Raw genomic sequence first — 13,879 nt, forward strand, 5'->3', positions numbered from 1 at the left:
CGCCGAGGTGCTCAAGAAATCCGTCGCCGGTCCGAGCACCCTTCAATAGCGTTGCACTTGGAACTTGAGACCGCCAAGCTTACCTGATTCTACTTGCAAACGATCTTGAAAGAATTACTGGCATAGGGTTGACATCTGTTCGCGGTCAAGGAAACTCTCGCCTTTCAAATTATTTTAAGTGCATAGGCATGGACTGCTCTAAAGTAGAGTTGCACCATCAGATTGACGCGGCGCTTAGGATTCGGAATTGTCTGGTTCATGCAAGCGGTGTGTTAGCTTGGAGCAAGGATGAAAAGGGGCTGTGTCAAATCACCAAGTCAGGCACATTTCTTAGCAAGGATCATCGAGAAAGAAGAATTAAAAATGGTTCAGACCTTGATGAAGTTAAAATTTTGGGATCTAGTTTGGGCGATAGAGTGCAAATCACAAATGAGTACGCGTGGCTATGTAGCGTATATTTTAGAGACTATTTTATTGGTCTGTGCATACAAGCTCGTGAATTTGAAAAAGGAAAAATATAACAAGCGCCTGCAATGTGACGCGCAAACGCGCACTTGAGGCGAGCGTTAAATTTCAGCAAGAGTAAATGTCCGTAACAAGAAAGCCCCGAGCCGGTTTCCCGGCTCGGGGCTTTGCGTTGTGGCTGGCCGTTACTTCGCGGACAGCGCCACGCCCACCTTGGAGCGGTTGGGGCGGCCGATGGTCTGGGTGATCCAGGTGCCGGTGGCGGCCAGGGCTTCCAGGTCGATGCCGCTCTCGATGCCGAGGCCATCGAGCAGGTAGACCACGTCCTCGCTCGCCACATTGCCGGAGGCGCCCTTGGCGTAAGGGCAGCCGCCGAGGCCGGCCACTGAGCTGTCGATCACCGCCACGCCTTCCTCGAGCACGGCATAGAGGTTGGCGAGCGCCTGGCCGTAGGTGTCGTGGAAGTGGGCGGCTAGCTTGTCCATCGGCACCTCGCGGGCCACGGCCTCGAGCATGCGCTTGGCCTTGAGCGGGGTACCGGTGCCGATCGTGTCGCCGAGCGAGACCTCGTAGCAGCCCATCTCATACAGCGCCTTGGAGACCTCGGCCACCTTGGCCGGGGCGATCTCGCCCTCGTAGGGGCAGCCGAGCACGCAGGAGACGTAGCCTCGGACCCGCACGTTTGCCTCGCGGGCGCGCTCGAGCACCGGGGCGAAGCGCTCGAGGGACTCGGCCACCGAGCAGTTGATGTTCTTCTGCGAGAAGGCCTCGGAGGCGGCGCCGAACACCGCGACCTCGTCCACGCCGCACTCGAGCGCCGCCTCTAGCCCCCTGAGGTTGGGGGTGAGCGCCGAGTAGGTGACACCTTGGCGGCGCGTCAGGCCCTGCATCACCTCGCGGTGATCGGCCATCTGGGGCACCCACTTGGGCGAGACGAAGCTCGCCGCCTCGATGTGGGTGAGGCCGGCGGCGCCGAGCCGGTCGATCAGCGCAAGCTTGGTCTCGGTGCCGATCGGCTCGGGCTCGTTCTGCAGGCCGTCGCGGGGGCCGACCTCGACCAGGCGCACGTTTTGCGGAAATGCCATGGTGCTCTCCTTACTCGTCGGCGGCGAAGTCGAGCAGCACGTCGCCCTGGCCCACGGTATCGGTGGCCTGGAAGTGGAAGCTTGCCACGTGCCCATCGGCGGGGGCGGCCATGGTGTGCTCCATCTTCATGGCCTCCATCACCATCAGCGGCATGCCCTTCTCGACGCGGGCGCCGGGCTCGACCAGCAGCGCCACCACGGTGCCGTGCATCGGCGCGGTGAGGGTCGATTCGGCCTCCTGGCGGCCGTGGTCGATGGCGTCGATGCGCCGCCAGAAGAGGCGCGTCTCGCCGCGCGGGTCGACCATCACCACCACGTTGCCATCACGCCGCGCCTGCAGGCGGCGGCGGTGGCCGTCCAGGGTGATGGCCACGGCGTCGCCCTGGAGCGAATCGAGGCGTGCGGTGAGCGTCTCGCCGCCGATGGTCAGGTGCCAGGCGGCGTCCTCACGCTCGCGGGTGCCCTCGACCACCACCACGGCCTCGGAATCGTCGTCATCCTGGGCATGCGCGGGGTTGCACAGGGCGATGCGGATGGTGTGCGGGGCGTTGACGCGGAAACCGTCGTGGCGGTCCCAGGGCGAGTCGCTCTCGCACTCGCGGGCGAGCTGGTGCAGGCCCACCAGGGCGGCCCCGGCGTACTCCTCGGTGCTGTACTGCTTGGGCGCGAAGAGGGTGGCTTCGTTCTTCTCGATGAAGCGGGTGTCGAGCTCGCAGGCCTGGAAGGCCGGATGCGTGGCCAGGCGCTGCAGGAAGGCGCGGTTGGTGACCACGCCCTGCACGTCCAGCGCGGCCAGGGCGCGGTTGAGGGTCGCCAGCGCCTGGGTGCGGTCGTTGCCGTGCACGATCAGCTTGGCGAGCATCGGGTCGTAGTGCATGGAGACGGCATCGCCGGTCTCCACACCGCTGTCCAGGCGCACGCGGGCCGGGTCGAGCTCGGCGCCCTCGAGGTCCATGGCGAAGCGGGTGAGGGTGCCGGTGGCGGGCAGGAAGTCCTGCTCCGGGTCCTCGGCGTAGAGGCGCGCCTCGAAGCTGTGGCCGGTGATGGTCAGCTCGTCCTGGGCCAGCGGCAGGGCCTCGCCCATGGCCACGCGCAGCTGCCACTCGACCAGGTCCTGGCCGGTGATCATCTCGGTGACCGGGTGCTCCACCTGCAGGCGGGTGTTCATCTCCATGAAGTAGAACGAGCCATCGGCGTCGAGCAGGAACTCGACCGTGCCGGCGCCCACGTAGCCGATCTCCTTGGCGGCGCGCACCGCGGCCTCGCCCATCTCGCGGCGCAGGCCCTCGCTCATGCCCGGGGCCGGGGCCTCCTCGAGCACCTTCTGGTGGCGACGCTGCACCGAGCAGTCGCGCTCGAACAGATAGACCCCCGCGCCGTGGCTGTCGCAGAACACCTGGACTTCCACGTGGCGCGGCTGGGTCAGGTACTTCTCGATCAGCATGCGCTGGTCGCCGAAGGCGGCCTGGGACTCGCGACGGCAGCCGTCGAGCGCGGCCTGGAAGCCCTCGCTGGACTCCACCACGCGCATGCCCTTGCCGCCGCCGCCGGCGCTCGCCTTGAGCAGCACCGGGTAGCCGATCTTGTCGGCCTCGGCCTTGAGCAGGCCGTCGTCCTGGTCGCCGCCGTGGTAGCCCGGCACCAGCGGCACGCCGGCATTGGCCATGCGCGCCTTGGCGGCGGACTTGTCGCCCATGGCGGCGATGGCCGAGGCGGGCGGGCCGACGAAGACGATGCCGGCCTGATCGAGCGCCTCGACGAAGGCGCCGTTCTCGGAGAGGAAGCCGTAGCCGGGGTGGATGGCGCCGGCGCCGCTGCGCTTGGCTGCCTCGACCACGGCCTCGACCTTGAGGTAGCTCTCGCGGGCCGCGGCAGGGCCGAGGCGGATCGCCTCGTCGGCCTCGCGCACGTGGCGGGCGTTGGCGTCGGCATCGGAGTAGACGGCGACGGTGCGCAGGCCCATGGCACGCGCCGTGCGCATCACCCGGCAGGCGATCTCGCCGCGGTTGGCGACCAGCAGGGTGTCGAAGGGGGTCGAACGGCTCATGAGCGGCGCTCCGTGGCGGTCGTATCGGGATTATTCTGGGGGGCGTCGGTGGTCCAGGCGGGGCGGCGCTTGTCGAAGAAGCTGGCGAGCCCCTCCTGGCCCTCGGCGCTGACGCGAAGCTCGGCGATCACCCGGCAGGTGTGCTCGCGGGTGGCCTTGCTGTCGGGCTCACGGGCGACCTCGGCGAGCAGCGCCTTGGTGGCACGCTGGGCCTGGGGCGAGCCAGCGAGCAGGGTCTCGAGCATGGCGTCGACGGCGGCGTCGAGTTCGTCGGGGGCGACCACCCGATGCACCAGGTCGAGGCCCTGGGCGGTGGCGGCGTCCATCACCTCGGCGGTCAGCGCGTAGCGGCGCGCCTGGCGCTCGCCCAGCGCGCGCTGCACGTAGGGGCTGATCACGGCCGGTGACAGGCCGATCTTCACCTCGGAGAGGCAGAATTTCGCCTTCTCGGAGGCGACCACCACGTCGCAGCAGGCGGCGAGGCCCACGGCGCCGCCGAAGGCCGCGCCCTGCACCCGGCACAGGGTGGGGCAGGGCAGGGTGTCCAGGCGGTGCATCAGGGTAGCGAGCTTGCGCGAGTCGGCGAGGTTGCCGTCGAAGTCGTACTCGACCATGCGCTTCATCCAGCCGAGGTCGGCCCCGGCGGAGAAGCTCTTGCCCTCGGAGCCCAGCACCACCACGCGGACCTCGCCGTGGTGGGCACCATCATGCAGGCGCTCGAGGTGGGAATTGAGCTCGGCGATCAGATGGTCGTCGAAGGCGTTGTGAACGTCCGGGCGGTCCAGCGTCAGCCGGGCCACGCCGCGGTCGTCGATCGTCAGTCGGGAATATGTCGGCGTCATCTCGACCTCACATCCGGAACACGCCGAAGCGCGTCTCTTCCACTTCGGCATTGAGGGCGGCGGCGAGCGACAGGCCGAGGACCTCGCGGGTCTGCAGCGGGTCGATCACGCCGTCGTCCCACAGCCGCGCACTGGCGTAGTTGGGGTGGCCCTGGTGCTCGTACTGCTCGCGGGTCGGCGCCTTGAAGGCCTCTTCCTCGTCCTGGGTCCACTCGCGGCCCTCGCGCTCGATCTGCTCGCGCTTGACCTGGGAGAGCACGCCGGCGGCCTGTTCACCCCCCATGACGGAAATCCTGGCATTCGGCCACATAAACAGCAGGTTGGGCTCGAAGGCGCGGCCGCACATGCCGTAGTTGCCGGCGCCGAAGCTGCCGCCGATCAGCACGGTGAACTTGGGCACCCGGGCACAGGCCACGGCGGTGACGAGCTTGGCGCCGTGCTTGGCGATGCCCTCGTGCTCGTACTTGGAGCCGACCATGAAGCCGGTGATGTTCTGCAGGAAGACCAGCGGCACTTTCCTTTGAGCGCAGAGTTCGATGAAATGCGCGCCCTTCACCGCACTCTCGGAGAACAGCACGCCGTTGTTGGCGACGATGCCCACCGGGTGCCCGTGGATGTGCGCGAAGCCGGTGACCAGGGTGTCGCCGTAGGTGCGCTTGAACTCGTCGAAGTCGGAGTCGTCGACGATGCGCCCGATCACCTCGCGCACGTCGTAGGGCTTCTTGAGGTCGGTACCGACGATGCCGTAAAGCTCCGTCGGGTCGAGCCGCGGCGGCCTGGAGGGCTGCATCTTCAGCTCGCCGCGCTTCTGCCAGTTGAGCCGCGACACGCAGGCGCGGGCCAGCTGCAGGGCGTGGGCGTCGTTCTCGGCGTAGTGGTCGGCCACGCCGCTGACCTTGGCGTGCACGTCGGCGCCGCCCAGGTCCTCGGCGCTGATGCTCTCGCCGGTGGCGGCCTTCACCAGGGGCGGGCCGCCGAGGAAGATGGTGCCCTGCTCGCGGACGATGATCGACTCGTCGGCCATGGCCGGCACGTAGGCGCCGCCGGCGGTGCAGGAGCCCATCACCACGGCGATCTGCGGGATGCCCTCGGCGGAGAGCGTGGCCTGGTTGTAGAAGATGCGCCCGAAGTGGTCGCGGTCCGGGAAGACCTCGTCCTGGCGGGGCAGGAAGGCGCCGCCGGAGTCGACCAGATAAATGCACGGCAGGCGATGCTTGCGGGCGATCTCCTGGGCGCGCAGGTGCTTCTTCACGGTGAGCGGGAAGTAGGTGCCGCCCTTGACCGTGGCGTCGTTGGCGACGATCACGCACTCCACCCCCGAGACGCGGCCGATGCCGGTGACCACGCCGGCGGCGGGGATCGGGCCGTCGTAGACCTCATGGGCGGCCAGCGACGAGAACTCGAGGAAGGGCGAGCCCTCGTCGATCAGGTGGTCGATGCGGTCGCGCACGAACAGCTTGCCGCGGGACTCGTGGCGGGTGCGGGCCTTCTCGCCGCCGCCCTGATGGATGGCGGCGGTCAGCTCGCGCAGCTTGCCGACCTCGTGTCGCATGGCGACGTCGTTGGCCTGGAAGGCCTCGCTGCGCGGATTGATCTGGGTCTGGAGGATGCTCATGGAACGCCGCCCTTACTTGGATTCGTTGAACAGCTCGCGGCCGATCAGCATGCGACGGATCTCGCTGGTGCCGGCACCGATCTCGTAGAGCTTGGCATCGCGCAGCAGCCGCCCGGTGGGGTACTCGTTGATGTAGCCGTTGCCGCCGAGCAGCTGGATGGCGTCGAGTGCCACCTGGGTGGCCTTCTCGGCGCAGTAGAGGATCACGCCGGCGGCGTCCTTGCGCGAGGTGCGGCCACGGTCGCAGCCCGCTGCCACCGCGTAGAGGTAGGCGCGGCAGGCGTTGAGGGTGGTGTACATGTCGGCGATCTTGCCCTGCACCAGCTGGAACTCGCCGATCGACTGGTTGAACTGCTTCCGCTCGTGGACGTAGGGCACCACGATGTCCATGGCCGCCTGCATGATGCCGATGGGGCCGGCGGCGAGCACGGTGCGCTCGTAGTCCAGGCCGCTCATCAGCACCTTGACGCCGCGGCCGACCTCGCCGAGCACGTTCTCCTCCGGCACCTCGCAGTCCTGGAAGACCAGCTCGCAGGTGTTGGAGCCGCGCATGCCGAGCTTGTCGAGCTTCTGGGCGGTGGTGAAGCCGGGCATGCCCTTCTCGATGATGAAGGCGGTGATGCCCTTGGAACCGGCCTCGGGATCGGTCTTGGCGTAGACCACCAGCACGTCGGCGTCGGGGCCGTTGGTGATCCACATCTTGTTGCCGTTGAGGACGTACTTGTCACCCTCCTTGCGGGCCCGCAGCTTCATGGAGACCACGTCGGAGCCGGCGCCCGGCTCGGACATGGCCAGGGCACCGACGTGCTCGCCGCTGATCAGCTTGGGCAGGTACTTGGCCTTCTGCTCGGCCGAGGCGTTGATCTTGAGCTGGTTCACGCACAGGTTGGAGTGCGCGCCGTAGGAGAGGCCCACCGAGGCGCTGGCCCGGGAGATCTCCTCCATGGCGATGCAGTGGGCGAGGTAGCCCATGCCGCTGCCGCCGTCCTCGTCCGACACGGTGATGCCGAGCAGGCCCATGTCGCCGAACTTCTGCCACAGGTCGTTGGGGAACTCGTTCTTCTCGTCGATCTCGGCGGCGCGCGGGGCGATCTCGTCACGCGCGAAGGCGTTGACGTGATCGCGCAGCATGTTCAGCTCGTCGTCGAGGCCGAAATCGAGGGGTTGGTAGGGCGTGTGCATGGCAGGGCTCCCGTCGTGTCAGGTGACGCGCCTTGTGCGTGAGCGAGGGCGCGACAGGCAAACTGGTGTCATCGAAATGGCAGATGGCACAAGACTAGGCGAGGTTGACGTTAACGTAAAGTGCAGCATTGCCCGGCTTAGACCAAGGTGGCAATCGTAAGGCGCCGGCCCGCGATCCGCCGCCGTGAAGTGGCAGGGCCTGGGTTTTCTGCGCCTGTTGCGCGACCATTCTGACCTGGCGAAGGGAAACGATGCGACTCGGGGAGGCACGCGATCATGAAGCTCATGCGAGGGGCGTCGAGCGTTTTGCTGGTCTGGCTATGGGCGGCCATGGCCCTGGGCGCGGACATCGATGGGCAGGATCGTGAACGGGAGCCACGCGAGCAGCCGGGGTTCGAGCAACAGGCGTTCGAGCGCCAGGACCTCGAGGCCTTCGTCGACGGCTTCATCACTGCGCGCATGAAGGCCCATCATGTCGCCGGCGTCACGGTGGCGGTGGTCAAGGACGACGAGATGGTGCTGGCCAAGGGCTTCGGGTCGGCCGACATCGAGGCCAAGCGCCCGGTAGTGGCCCAGCGGACCCTGTTCCGGCCGGGCTCGATCTCCAAGCTCTTCACCTGGACGGCGGTGATGCAGCTGGTGGAGCAGGGCCGGCTGGACCTGGACACCGACGTCCGCGACTATCTGCCCGATTTCCCGCTCGAGACCCGCTATTCGGCACCCATCACCCTGCGCCAGCTGATGGCGCACACCCCGGGCTTCGAGGACACCGCCATGGGCCATCTCTTCGAGGATGACCCCGACGCCGTGCTGCCGTTGCCGGAGTATCTACGCCGTCATGCCCCGGCCCAGGTGCGTCCGCCGGGCAGCTGGCCGGCCTACTCCAACTTCGGGGTGGCGCTGGCCGGTCGGGTGGTGGAAGTGGTCAGCGGCCTGTCCTGGGAGGCCTATGCCGAGCGCCACCTGCTGGCGCCGCTGGGCATGCGAGACAGCACCTTTCGCGAGCCCTGGGGGCCGCAGCGCGAGCAGACCCCCATGGCCCCGGCCCTGCGCGAGCGGGTCAGCGAGGGCTACCAGTGGGTCGATGGCGCCTTCCGGCCGGGCGGCTTCACCTTCGTCGGCGGCATCGGCCCGGCGGGCAGCCTCTCCACCACGGCGACCGACATGGCGCGCTTCATGCGCGCCCACCTCAACGAGGGCCGGCTCGGGGAGGTGGCACTGCTCGCACCGGAGACGGCCCGTGAGATGCAGCGCACCCACTATCGGGTGGCGCCGGGGCAGCCCGGCATGGCCCACGGTTTCATCGAGAGCGAGATCGCCGGCTACCGGGCCCTCGGCCATGGCGGCGGCACGGTGCATTTCGTCTCCGATCTGCAGCTGATCCCAGAGTTGGAGCTTGGCGTGTTCATCAGCACCAACAGCAACGGCGGCCAGGCGCTGGTTCGCGGCTTCGCCGAGGAACTGGTGCGCCGCTATTTCCCGACCGAAGCCCCCGCTGCGACCACGGCGCCCGACGACCCGGCGCGCTATGTCGGGGACTACCTCTCCACGCGGCGGCCCTACACCACGGTCGAGGCGCTGCTGAATCACGACATGGCCAGCGTCCACCTGGACCGGGACGGCCAGCTGTTGCTGAGCCGCCGAGGGCGGGAGATTCGTCTGATGCCGGCGCAGGGGGAGGGAGAAGGAGAAGGAGAGGGGCACTTCCGCCAGGCCGATAGCGGCGAGTCGCTGCGCTTTCTTGATGACCAGAGCGGCGCGGTGACCCACCTGGCGGTGCCGGAGCCGATCATGGTGATGGAGCGGGTCGGGCCGCTGGCCAACCCGCGCTGGCGACTCGCCTTCTTCGGTCTTGCTGGGCTGGTGTTCGTCGCCACCCTAGGCTCGGCTCTGTTGGGCGGCTGGCGCCGGCCTCGTGCGCGCCGGGCCACGGTGCGCTGGGCGGCGCGGCTGACGCTGCTGGCCGCGGGGCTCTGGGTGGTGAGCATGGTCCTCGCCTTGGCCGGGGTGCTGCCCATCACGCGGGACGTGGGCCTGGTCTTCTTCGGCTTCCCGCCGCCGGCCTTCGTGGCCGCTCAGGTCATTGCCATGTTGGCGGGGGCGCTGAGCCTGGGGAGCCTCGCCCTGCTGGCGCCGGTGCTGGGTGAAACCGGCTGGACGCCGGGCCGGCGCCTGCGCCATGCCGGGCTGGTCGTGCTGCTCACCCTCACCCTGGTGACGGTCTGGCAGTTCAATGGTTTCGTGCTGATGGGCTGAGGCTAGAAACACTCCCGCCACGCAAGGATCACAACAAGCTGTCGAGGAGGGGACCTCGACGTTGACTGGGCGTCGTTACTCTTCCGAAGTCAGCGTGATAACTTGCTTATAAAACCTGTCTCGAACTAGCACATCACGCGGGTCGGTCAATCGCGACACATGAAGGGGTGTACTGCCATGGCCCAGGCCCTTGCGGCGGCTTCCGACATTGCAGAGGCAGACGCCTATCAGGGCAGGGCCCTTGGCGGGGTGTCACGCACCTTTGCCCTCACCATCCCTCAGCTCCCGGCCGATCTGCGCAAGGTCGTGACCAATGCCTACCTGCTCTGTCGTATTGCCGACACCGTGGAGGATGAACCGGCGCTTTCCGCGGTTCAGAAGACCCGCTTGCACGAACGGTTCCTGGCGGTGCTGAGAGGAGAGGAGAAGGCCCAGCTTTTCGCCAGCCAGGTCACGCCGCTGCTCTCGCAGGCCACGTCACCGGATGAACGAGAGTTGGTGGCCAACACGCCACTGGTCGTCCGCTGCACCCATAGCCTCGCAGCGCCCCAACAGCAGGCGCTGATCAAGTGTGTGAGCATCATGTGCCGGGGCATGGGCCATTACCAGGAGAATTCCAGCCTGGAGGGCCTGGCCGACCTGGGCGAGATGGATCGCTATTGCTATTACGTGGCAGGCGTCGTGGGTGAAATGCTCACCGACCTGTTCTGTCAGCACTCGGGCGACATGAATGAGCGGCGTGCCGAGATGCTGGCCCTGGCGCCTTCGTTCGGACAGGGTCTGCAGCTCACCAACATCCTCAAGGACCTCTGGGATGATCGGCAACGCGGCGTCTGCTGGCTGCCCCGCCGGGAATTCCAGGAATTCGGTGTGGAAGTGTCGAGCCTGGCGCCGGGACGCAGCGATCCGGCGTTCGCCACCGCCCTGCGATACATGATCGGCATTGCGCATGCCCATTTGCGACATGCCTTTCGCTACACGCTGATGGTTCCGGCGAAGGAAACGGGCATCAGGCGCTTCTGCTTATGGGCCATCGGCCTGGCCGTGCTCACCCTCAGGCGGATAAATGAGCGGCCGACCTATTGCACGGGGCGGCAGGTCAAGGTGTCACGCCGCACGGTCAAGGCCGCCATAGCGAGTACCCGCCTGGCGACACGTCATGATGGCATGCTCAGGCTGCTTTTCAGCGGTGTGACCCGGGGATTGCCACTCGAACCGCTCGCGGGCCTACATCCGGAATTGAGTGCGTGGGCGTTCGAGCCTTCCGGTAGTGATGGCTCTTCAGCCGCAGCCTATGGCCTTCGGCTCGGCAATGACGAGGAGTAGGCAGATATCACGGACAAGGAGGTGACCATTGGTTAGCACTGGCTCAAGCGAGCGCGACGAGACCGTTTCCTTCGATGACGAGGAGCTGATCCTGGTCGATGACGAGGACAGGGAGCTGGGGCATTTGAGCAAGGCCAAGTGCCACGAAGGCAGCGGTGTGTTGCATCGCGCCTTCTCGCTGTTCGTGTTCAATCATGATGGGGAGCTTCTGCTGCAGCAGCGGGCGGAAGGCAAGCGCCTCTGGTCGCTGTGCTGGTCTAACAGCTGCTGTAGCCATCCTCGCCGAGGCGAGTCCATGGAAGCGGCGATTCACCGGCGATTATGGCAGGAGGTCGGCCTCGAGGCGCAGCTCGACTTCCTCTACAAGTTCCGCTATCAGGCCCTGTTTGGTTCAAGCGGCGCCGAGCACGAGCTTTGCTGGGTATATCTCGGGGTCACGGACGATATGCCACGCCCCAACCGCCAGGAGATTGCCGACTGGTGCTGGATATCACCCGCAGCGCTCGATGCCGAGCTGGCCTCTCGCCCGGAGCACTATACGCCCTGGTTCAAGATGGAGTGGACGCGATTGCGCAGTGAGTTCTCCGATGAGCTCACGCGTTATATCCGATAGTCTCGACGGCGGAGAGCGGGCCTTTCATGGCCCGGCCAACGTGGCCGGGCGCTCTTGGATCTGCGGGTGAGGCGATGTTATCGCCGGCTCAGTCGGCGTGGGCGTTGGGGAAGAACAGCTGCTGGCCCTTGACCTCGAAGTCGGCGATGGCGGCCTGGCCCTCCTCGGAGAGCAGCCAGTCGTGCCACTGCTCGGCGAGATCGTGCTTCAGGTGCGGATGACGCTCCTCGGACATCAGGATGCTGCCGTACTGGTTGAACAGCGCCTCGTCGCCGGCGAAGAGCAGCTCAAGGTTCTGGCGATTGTCGAAGGCGACCCAGGTGGCGCGGTCGCTCATGGCGTAGGCGTCCATGCCGGCGGCGGTGTTCAGGGTCGGCCCCATGCCGCTGCCGAGCTCGCGGTACCACTCGCCGCCCGGCGTCACATCGGCGGCGTCCCACAGGCGCAGCTCGGCGCGGTTAGTGCCGCTGTCGTCGCCGCGGGAGGCGAAGTGCGCCTCGGCCGCGGCGATGTCGCCTAGCGCCTCCTCGATGCTCTCGGCGTCACTGATGCCCGCCGGATCATCGCTCGGGCCGACGATCACGAAGTCGTTGTACATGACGTCGGCGCGCTCGGTGCCGTAGCCCTCGGCGACGAAGCGCTCCTCACCGGCGGTGTCGTGTACCAGCAGGCTGTCGGCGTCGCCGCGGCGGGCGATCTCGAAGGCCTGGCCGGTGCCTACGGCGACCACGCGTACCTCGATGTCGCTCGCCTCGCTGAACTGGGGAATGATGGCGTCGAAGAGCCCCGAGTTCTGGGTGGAGGTGGTCGAGGCCAGGGTGATGTGGCGGCCCTCTTCCTGGGCGCTGGCGTTAAGCGATAGGCCCATCAGGCCGAGGGCGACGAGGGTGAGTCCTGCCGGTTGCATGGTGCCTTTCCTTCTCATGATGCCGTTCCTTTTTATTGCCGAGTGAAATGTCGCACGGTGCGATGGGCGGGCCGTCACCAGATCAGCTCGCCCCGGATGAAGGCCCGCGCCTCGTGTGAGGCGGGAGCCGTGAAGAAGGTCTCGGCCGGGCCGTGCTCGATGAGCCGCCCGCCCACCATCAGCACGATGTCGTCGGCCAGGCGCCGGGCCTGGTTCAGGTCGTGGCTGGTCATCACGATGCGCGTGCCGCGGCGATGGAAGTCGTTGACCGCGTCCTCCACCGCCTTGATGGCGGCGGGGTCCAGCGCCGAGGTGGGCTCGTCGAGAAACAGCACCTCGGGCCTGGCGAGCCACGCCCGGGCCAGGGCCAGGCGCTGCTGCTCGCCGCCGGAGAGCACCCGGGCCGGGCGCGCCTCCAGGGCGGCCAGCCCGAAGCGCGCCAGCGCCTCCCGGGCCAGCGGCTTGCGCCGGCGGCGGGGCGTGCCGGCGATCGCCAGGGCGTAGGTGAGGTTGGCCAGCGCCGAGCGGCGCAGCAGCACCGGGCGCTGGAAGACCATGGCCTGGCGCGGCGGGCAACCCTCCCAGCCCGCGCGGCCGGTCGTCGGCGTGACCAGGCCGTGGGCGAGGCGCATCAGCAGGCTCTTGCCGGCGCCGTTGGGGCCCATCACCAGGGTGCGCCGGCAGCCGGCGAGGCGCAGGTCGACGGGGTGCAGCAGCGGCTGGCCGCGGTGGCTGAAGCCGACACCTTCCAAGGAGAGCGGAGGAATGGCCGTGACGTCCAGGCGGGTCCACTCGTTCATCCCAGCCGCCTCCGCGCCGATTCGCCGACCAGGTGCGCGGCGGCGTTGACCAGGGCCACCAGGCCGAGCAGCACGATGCCAAGCCCCAGCGCCAGGGGCAGGTCGCCCTTGCTGGTCTCCAGCACGATGGCGGTGGTCATCACCCGGGTCACCCCGTCGATGTTGCCGCCGACGATCATCACCGCACCCACCTCGGCGCTGGCGCGGCCGAAGCCGGCCAGCATCACGGTGGCCAGGCCGAAGCGGGCGTCCCACAGCAGGGTGGGGATGCGCCTTGCCCGGGAGACGCCCATGGAGGTGAGCTGCTCGCGGTAGTCGCCGTGGAGCTCCTCGATCTGCTGGCGGGTCAGCGCGGCGATGATCGGCAGCACCAGGATCACCTGGGCGATCACCATGGCCCCGGGGGTGAACAGCAGGCCCAACTCGCCCAGCGGGCCGGCACGCGATAGCAGCAGATAGACCGCGAGCCCGGCCACCACCGGCGGCAGCCCCATCAGCGCATTGAGCGCCACGATCAGCACCCCGCGACCGGGGAAGCGCCACAGCGCGATCGCCGCGCCCAGCGGCAGGGCGACCAGCGCGGCGATCAGTACGGCGGAGAGCGAGACCTTCAGCGACAGCGTGACGATCCCGATCAGGTCGGGATCGAGCCCGAGGATCAGGGCCAGGGCGGTCTGGAAGGCGTTGGCGTCGTCGGGCATCGGGCTCTCCTGCGATCTTCCTGCATCATGTGCGTTAAAC

At 67.5% G+C, this 13,879-nt stretch carries 12 protein-coding genes; 4 read left to right on the plus strand and 8 right to left on the minus strand.

Features of this window, described 5'->3' with window-relative positions:
- Positions 1–288: 288 nt before the first annotated feature.
- Positions 289–558, plus strand: a complete 270-nt coding sequence (locus RSO68_RS00005; protein ID WP_315584976.1) for a hypothetical protein — start codon at positions 289–291, stop codon at positions 556–558.
- A 92-nt stretch (positions 559–650) separates the two neighbouring features.
- On the opposite strand, the gene RSO68_RS00010 is transcribed toward RSO68_RS00005, so the two are convergent.
- Genes RSO68_RS00010 through RSO68_RS00030 form a run of 5 tightly spaced genes read right to left on the minus strand, consistent with a single transcriptional unit; the run spans position 651 to position 7,236 of the window.
- Complete coding sequence (locus tag RSO68_RS00010; RefSeq protein ID WP_089849048.1) at positions 651–1,550, minus strand: hydroxymethylglutaryl-CoA lyase; 900 nt, start codon at positions 1,548–1,550, stop codon at positions 651–653.
- Between the two features lie 10 nt (positions 1,551–1,560).
- Positions 1,561–3,597 (minus strand): acetyl/propionyl/methylcrotonyl-CoA carboxylase subunit alpha, encoded by a 2,037-nt coding sequence (locus RSO68_RS00015; protein WP_315584977.1) that lies wholly within the window; start codon positions 3,595–3,597, stop codon positions 1,561–1,563.
- Positions 3,594–4,439: an enoyl-CoA hydratase/isomerase family protein gene (locus tag RSO68_RS00020; protein WP_315584978.1), complete on the minus strand. Its 846-nt coding sequence runs from the start codon at positions 4,437–4,439 to the stop codon at positions 3,594–3,596. The genes RSO68_RS00015 and RSO68_RS00020 overlap by 4 nt, the downstream gene beginning before the upstream one ends.
- A gap of 7 nt (positions 4,440–4,446) precedes the next feature.
- Positions 4,447–6,054, minus strand: coding sequence for a carboxyl transferase domain-containing protein (locus tag RSO68_RS00025; protein ID WP_315584979.1), 1,608 nt, complete (start codon positions 6,052–6,054; stop codon positions 4,447–4,449).
- Positions 6,055–6,066: 12 nt separating this feature from the next.
- On the minus strand, positions 6,067–7,236 hold the full coding sequence (locus RSO68_RS00030) for an isovaleryl-CoA dehydrogenase (RefSeq protein ID WP_315584980.1): 1,170 nt from the start codon (positions 7,234–7,236) through the stop codon (positions 6,067–6,069).
- Positions 7,237–7,512: 276 nt separating this feature from the next.
- On the opposite strand from RSO68_RS00030, the gene RSO68_RS00035 reads away from it, so the two are divergent.
- The 3 genes from RSO68_RS00035 (at position 7,513) to idi (ending at position 11,431) form a co-directional block, all read left to right on the plus strand.
- Positions 7,513–9,492, plus strand: coding sequence for a serine hydrolase domain-containing protein (locus tag RSO68_RS00035; protein WP_315584981.1), 1,980 nt, complete (start codon positions 7,513–7,515; stop codon positions 9,490–9,492).
- A 177-nt stretch (positions 9,493–9,669) separates the two neighbouring features.
- Positions 9,670–10,818, plus strand: coding sequence for a phytoene/squalene synthase family protein (locus tag RSO68_RS00040; protein WP_315584982.1), 1,149 nt, complete (start codon positions 9,670–9,672; stop codon positions 10,816–10,818).
- A gap of 28 nt (positions 10,819–10,846) precedes the next feature.
- Positions 10,847–11,431: an isopentenyl-diphosphate Delta-isomerase gene (gene idi / locus RSO68_RS00045; RefSeq protein WP_315584983.1), complete on the plus strand. Its 585-nt coding sequence runs from the start codon at positions 10,847–10,849 to the stop codon at positions 11,429–11,431.
- An 88-nt stretch (positions 11,432–11,519) separates the two neighbouring features.
- Here the strand turns inward: idi and RSO68_RS00050 are convergent, their stop codons facing one another.
- The 3 genes from RSO68_RS00050 to RSO68_RS00060 form a co-directional block, all read right to left on the minus strand.
- Positions 11,520–12,299 carry a substrate-binding domain-containing protein gene (locus RSO68_RS00050; RefSeq protein WP_315585724.1) on the minus strand — a complete coding sequence of 260 codons (780 nt, stop codon included), beginning with the start codon at positions 12,297–12,299 and terminating at the stop codon, positions 11,520–11,522.
- Positions 12,300–12,412: 113 nt separating this feature from the next.
- A complete protein-coding gene (locus RSO68_RS00055; protein ID WP_315584984.1) occupies positions 12,413–13,138 on the minus strand; it encodes an ATP-binding cassette domain-containing protein in 726 nt (241 codons plus the stop codon).
- Positions 13,135–13,839: an ABC transporter permease gene (locus RSO68_RS00060; RefSeq protein ID WP_089849067.1), complete on the minus strand. Its 705-nt coding sequence runs from the start codon at positions 13,837–13,839 to the stop codon at positions 13,135–13,137. Before RSO68_RS00060 ends, RSO68_RS00055 begins: the two co-directional genes overlap by 4 nt.
- Positions 13,840–13,879 lie beyond the last annotated feature (40 nt).

Origin of the sequence: Halomonas saccharevitans, assembly GCF_032333995.1 — a bacterium.
In the GTDB taxonomy this organism is placed as follows: Bacteria; Pseudomonadota; Gammaproteobacteria; order Pseudomonadales; family Halomonadaceae; genus Halomonas; species Halomonas saccharevitans.